Source organism: Bradyrhizobium yuanmingense, assembly GCF_900094575.1.
In the GTDB taxonomy this organism is placed as follows: Bacteria; Pseudomonadota; Alphaproteobacteria; order Rhizobiales; family Xanthobacteraceae; genus Bradyrhizobium; species Bradyrhizobium yuanmingense.
The window spans coordinates 1-5,227 of the sequence record NZ_FMAE01000067.1; the positions used below are offsets into that span (position 1 = coordinate 1).

The following is a 5,227-nucleotide window of genomic DNA, read 5'->3' on the forward strand; positions in this document are numbered from 1 at the left end:
TTGCCGCCGTAGCTTCGGAACCTTCAGATTGACGTCGCCCGCCTTGGTCTGCAGCGTTCGCTCGTAGCTGCCTGCCCGCGTGTCCTGCCGCGCCGGGCTGCGCTCATACCGCCCAGCACCGCACAGCTGGTCCGCTTCGGCCTCCAGCATCGCGTTCAGTGTCTCTTCCACTGTCCCGCGGACCATCTCGCCCAGGTGATCTCGAATCCGGGCCTCATCAATTTGGATCACCTGACCCATGGCATTCCCATCGTTCATTCAAAGCTCCTTCATTCTAGAAGAAGCCGTCAATCCTGAAAGTGCGAAAGACTCTGTACGTTATCAGGAATTACGATGCCCCGTTTGGCTAGGTCGCTCAGAGGATGTAGGCTACCCTGTTCGTCGCCCGTCTTCGGTTCACCAGATGGTGCTGACGCTGGAACGCGCCGGCCTCATCAGACGGCAGCCAAGGGCGCCTCGCAGCATCGAGGTCCTCATTGATCCGAAACTCCTGCCGGAGCTAATCTGACCGCCGGACCCAACCTGTCAAAATCACTGTGCAGAGCCACTAGCTAAGCCTGTCGCCGAAACATCAGAAATAATCAACATCCCATGGCGGCCTCTGCCATTTCCCCAACCTTGCTTGCTAGACCACACGCCAACGAACTTCGAGTTCACTCCCGCTGAATCCGACTTGCTAGCCATTATGGTGAACTCCGGCATTTTCAATTGCGTTTTGACTGTCAATTCACTGCGATCAGATGCTGCCCGTCCGATCTCGCTGCTTCCTTCGATGCATTCGTGTCACTGCTGGGTGTTGAAACAATGGTCGCGGGTGCAATGGACGAAGCAGGGGCGCTAGAACCGGGAGCATTCGGAAGACTTACAATTCGTCCCTTAAGGAAGATCTCCTCCTTTGACAGCGACCCGTACACAAAGGGTTGCTGTTCGCGCTTCGTCGCAGTCATGACATCATCCCGAACTCGACGAAATAGGAATGAGATTTCTAAACCGGGTGTCTCGATGTGCCGAAGAAGCGCGGTCGTGAATGGGCTATTTCTTCCGTCCCCATCGGTCGTCCCTTCCACCAGAGCCAGCGGATGTTTGTTGCCTTCGCCGTCAACCCCGATCGCGGCGACCAGCACGAGATCGTCGCCGAGATGCAGCCCGTCGATTTGGACCACCAGAAGGTCGAGCGCGGACAGGTCGGCAGCCATGAAGTCGGCCAGCCGCGCCGCCGACAGCGCTACGAACCTCCGCGAGGCCGCCGATTTCGAAACCCCCGATCCGGGCGCTGCCGGCACGTCACCCTCGGCAGCCGGACAGCGCGGCCGAACCGGCGCGTCGACACATTGATCAGTATCAGGTTCATCGCCCGCCGCCGTTTCCCAGCTCGGGATCGTGACCTCGCGGCCGTCCACGCCCCGAACGCTCGGGCGCTCGACCTCGATCTTGCCGCCGTGCAAACCGATCCGTCCCCGCGTTCGGCCCCAACGGTGCGCCCGCCGCTCCGCATCGCGACCGTGGCGCGGCCCGCAGGCCGCCGTCACATCCGCCTCCATCATCGTGCCGAGCGCCTCGATCCCTGCTGCAAGGCAGAACCGATCGAAGCTCGCCCGCACTTCCGCAAACGCTTCGTCCACAGCCCCAGTCGCCGGCCAACCAGCCGGTGTGATATCTCTCGTCATGGCGTTGCTCTCCTTTGTGGAATCAGCACCCCGAGCCTACCGGCTCAAGGTGGGCAACGCCGACCTCCTCAGAAATTCAACAGAACCCGGGACATCCCCATGACCTCCTGTCTCAAGGTGTTGTATTCGGCCAAGAGGATGGTGATCTTGTCTTTAACTTCCATTGATGCCTCCTACCGGCTGTCGTTTAAGGGCAGTAAAACATCCTCCTTTGGCTTGCTAACGTGACGACCTTCGGGTCTGGGTCGAGGAAATGTCGCTCCCTGATTAAAGCTGGTCTGCGCATGCCGCCTTGCCGAACCGATCCTGGGACGACCCCGGAACGGGTCGGCCAAATTTAAGCTTGCCGGGATCAACAGCCGACAAATCATGAGTCACCGTCTCATCTCCCATGGTTGTGATGGTTTGATTCCTGCCGTTTACGCGCGCAAACGCCCGCTCATAAGCGACGGCGCCGAGTCCTTGCTCGCAGTCGATGACCCAGACGGCATCGCGGGCATCGATGTGTCGACCATCGGGTAAGATCGCGCCGCCGAGGTCATACAAGCGAATCGAGGCTGCTCGGTATTTACCGAGCTTCCGGGTACCCTCAGGTGCCACATAAAGCGCGCGGCCAGGACTTTCAATAAAATGCGTCCATCCACTGCGGGCCGCCGAGGTGGCGACACCGAGCAGTTCGCCGTCGCAAACTGCAATAACGAAACGTTCGTACATGCCCTTGTTCGGCGATATAAAGTGCTTGTTCTCGATTCCGTCGAAGGCGGACGACTGATCGCCGGCAGAGTCGGTTGGTATGGTAGGCCCTGCTAGGCTGAGCTGACGCTTCTGACAATCAAGCAGGAGCGACAGGTCGGTCGAAGCCCGTTCCCGCACGGTGATCGCGATGAATACACGGCCCTGCAACGTCTTGGTTGCGCTGGTCGATGGATAATACTCCAAGACTGGTCCATGGTCGTCATAAGCGAAGGGAAAGATCTTGAGCGATGTTGCTTCCGCCTTCTCGGCCTGGACGACGAACGCCAGCAAAGCAATGGCTGCGAGAAGGTGCTTCACACGGCGTTCGTCGATCGCATCCGTGCATGAGTGCAGAGTCCCGTTGACGCCCGCCGGAATGCGTCGGCATTCCCCCGCGACCGACCTTCCCACGCGCTCGCTCAACCTGAATGCGCTCAGCAACATGCCTTCCCTCTCCTGCGGCCGATCATCTGTCCCGGCCCCATCATTTTCACCCTGTAGGTAATAGGAGATTGGCCTGCACGATAATAACGCTCGATCGTAGCGTCAGTTCCCCTACTGGTTGCAAAAGCTGTGACCGTCGCACGGCTCTGCGAGAGTGCACGGTGCGCGCCTGTCCGTTCCTTTTCCAACCCACGCATGCGGCGCAACGAGAAGGATTTCCGAGGTCATCGCGAGCCCGCCGGGATCATGATCCGGCGCAATCCTGGCGCCATCTGCATTCTGAGTGATGCGCGATTATCGTTGCGTTAGCGTCTCACGCGCCGACAGGTTGCTTGATCATTTGGGAGTGAGCCTACAAGCTTTGGCAGGCGACGAACTCAACGACTTAAGGTATCGAGACTTGCGGGCGCGAGCTGCACTTCGCCGCTTCGCCCAGGGGCAAGCGCCGCTCGCTTGACGCTCGCCGAATTGGTCCCCGGTGCGGCGGGCCATCGAGCGAACACGCTCCGAGCAGACCTGCGACCGGACGGGGGGGAAGGAATTTATCATCATTCGACTTCCGGCCGACCCACGCATCGTCGTCGCATCGCCTTGCTCCGGCCACGGCACGAGATTCGCCAGCGCAATCGCTACGATGCTCGCGGATGTGGCACTCGATGCGAAACTGATCGCGCCGAAGGCGTTTCAGCTCGACCGGGCGGCGTCGCCCCGCCTGGCGCCTGAGACGTCAAGTGGCGCCGCTTTCCAACAAGGGGAGAAGATGGCTCCCGCGGGCTAGGCCACAGACACCATAAACTCAGCCGGAGGCAACGTGCATCTCTGCTAATTCGCTCTTCCCTAATTCGGCTTCGTACCACGTTTCACCGCGACTTAGAGCATTCGCCGAGCTGAGTAAATCGGAAAGGGGTAGAGTCGACGACTGGCGCGGTGGCTACAGGTTCCGAGGAGTTGCCGTTGGCCGGCAGCTTTCGCTGAGTGCCGGTGCCTCATTTCGGACCATGGCTCCGTTTCCAGTCGCCGCTCGTCAAACCGGGCATGCGGATTTCCCGCACCCGGCTTTCTCTCGATCCGTCAAGCCTTCGCTCTCGGCATGTCGGCACGCGCTCTGGGGAGGCGATAGAGGCCAAGCGTTTCGTGCAGGTACTCCTGCGAGTAACGCTTGAAGCCTCGCCCACGCGCCCCAGTGCGCTGAACCAACCAATGTCGTAGACGACGATCGACGTATTGCCGAATGAGGTTGTAAGTTTCCACCACTGGGCCTTGGTCGAAGTAGCCGCACCAACCGCGTAGGATACGGTTGATGACAGCCACAGTGTTCTCCGGTGTGTCCGGGTACCACTGACGTGTCGTGCGGTCATGGATCTGTTTGAGCAATCGTCGAACGGCTTTCTTGAAAGGCCTTGTGCCCAGAAAGGCTTGACCTCCTTTTCCATAGAAGCGCCCGATCGTGTACCCGAGGAATGTTACGCTATCCTCCGGGACCCGAGCGAGCCGCGTCTTGGTCTCGTTCACCTCCAACCCAAGCCTGTTCATTAGCGTCTGCATCCGCACCATTGCCGTCTCGGACGAGCCGGGGCGACAGCAGATCACGAAGTCATCCGCGTAATTCACGATATGCGCATCGAGTTGGTCTTGGTGTCCGTGTTTGCGCCAAGCCAGCAGGAACCGACGAAAGTAGAGATTCGCCAACAGCGGGCTCAGAGGTGAGCCTTGTGGAGTTCCTCTTTTCTTCGTACGGGCCACCGCCGTCCTTGTGGTTCGCCGGCCGATCGATTTCCGCTGCGCCCACGACGGGCTTGCGGCGAAGGTACAGGAGATGCTTCGTCTCGATCCGTTCAGCGGCGCAGCCTTCGTGTTCCGATCGAAACGAGCGGACCGGATCAAGATTTTGGTCTGGGATCGAACGGGTCTGGTGTTGGTGCACAAACGCCTCGAAGGTTGCAAGTTCGTTTGGCCAACGATCGCGGACGGAGTGATGCGCATGTCGCCGGCGATGTTCGCTGCCTTGTTCGAAGGGCTGGATTGGAGATTGGTCCGCCCGGAAGAAGCACGGCGCCCGCAGGTGGCGGGATAACTGCGGCAGAATGACTCGGCAGCTATTTTGATCGTGGCACGCGCGGTGGCGATGTGCTCGGATAACGTACAGAGTCTTTCGCACTTTCAGGATTGACGGCTTCTTCTAGAATGAAGGAGCTTTGAATGAACGATGGGAATGCCATGGGTCAGGTGATCCAAATTGATGAGGCCCGGATTCGAGATCACCTGGGCGAGATGGTCCGCGGGACAGTGGAAGAGACACTGAACGCGATGCTGGAGGCCGAAGCGGACCAGCTGTGCGGTGCTGGGCGGTATGAGCGCAGCCCGGCGCGGCAGGACACGCG

Annotated in this window: 5 protein-coding genes and 1 pseudogene; 2 read left to right on the forward strand and 4 right to left on the reverse strand. The window is 59.7% G+C overall.

The features are described 5' to 3' along the window. The 4 genes and pseudogenes from GA0061099_RS38715 to GA0061099_RS38740 all read right to left on the reverse strand — a co-directional run. On the reverse strand, window positions 1–258 hold a 258-nt coding region (locus tag GA0061099_RS38715), incomplete at its 3' end, for a transposase (RefSeq protein WP_208604918.1). 464 nt (window positions 259–722) lie between these two features. Continuing rightward, a pseudogene (locus GA0061099_RS38725) lies at window positions 723–1,667 on the reverse strand (caspase family protein). A 267-nt stretch (window positions 1,668–1,934) separates the two neighbouring features. Continuing rightward, the gene (locus GA0061099_RS38730; RefSeq protein WP_074448668.1) at window positions 1,935–2,846 is read right to left on the reverse strand and encodes a hypothetical protein; all 912 of its coding nucleotides are present in this window, start codon (window positions 2,844–2,846) and stop codon (window positions 1,935–1,937) included. Between the two features lie 1,071 nt (window positions 2,847–3,917). Continuing rightward, entirely contained in the window at window positions 3,918–4,589 is a 672-nt protein-coding gene (locus GA0061099_RS38740) for a reverse transcriptase domain-containing protein (RefSeq protein ID WP_244621057.1), read from the reverse strand. Between the two features lie 10 nt (window positions 4,590–4,599). Here GA0061099_RS38740 and tnpB point away from each other — a divergent pair, with 10 nt between their 5' ends. Both tnpB and GA0061099_RS38750 read left to right on the forward strand, forming a co-directional pair. Continuing rightward, the gene (gene tnpB, locus GA0061099_RS38745; RefSeq protein ID WP_074448670.1) at window positions 4,600–4,920 is read left to right on the forward strand and encodes an IS66 family insertion sequence element accessory protein TnpB; all 321 of its coding nucleotides are present in this window, start codon (window positions 4,600–4,602) and stop codon (window positions 4,918–4,920) included. Window positions 4,921–5,045: 125 nt separating this feature from the next. After that, a partial coding sequence (locus tag GA0061099_RS38750; RefSeq protein WP_208604930.1) for a transposase occupies window positions 5,046–5,227 on the forward strand: 182 nt, incomplete at its 3' end.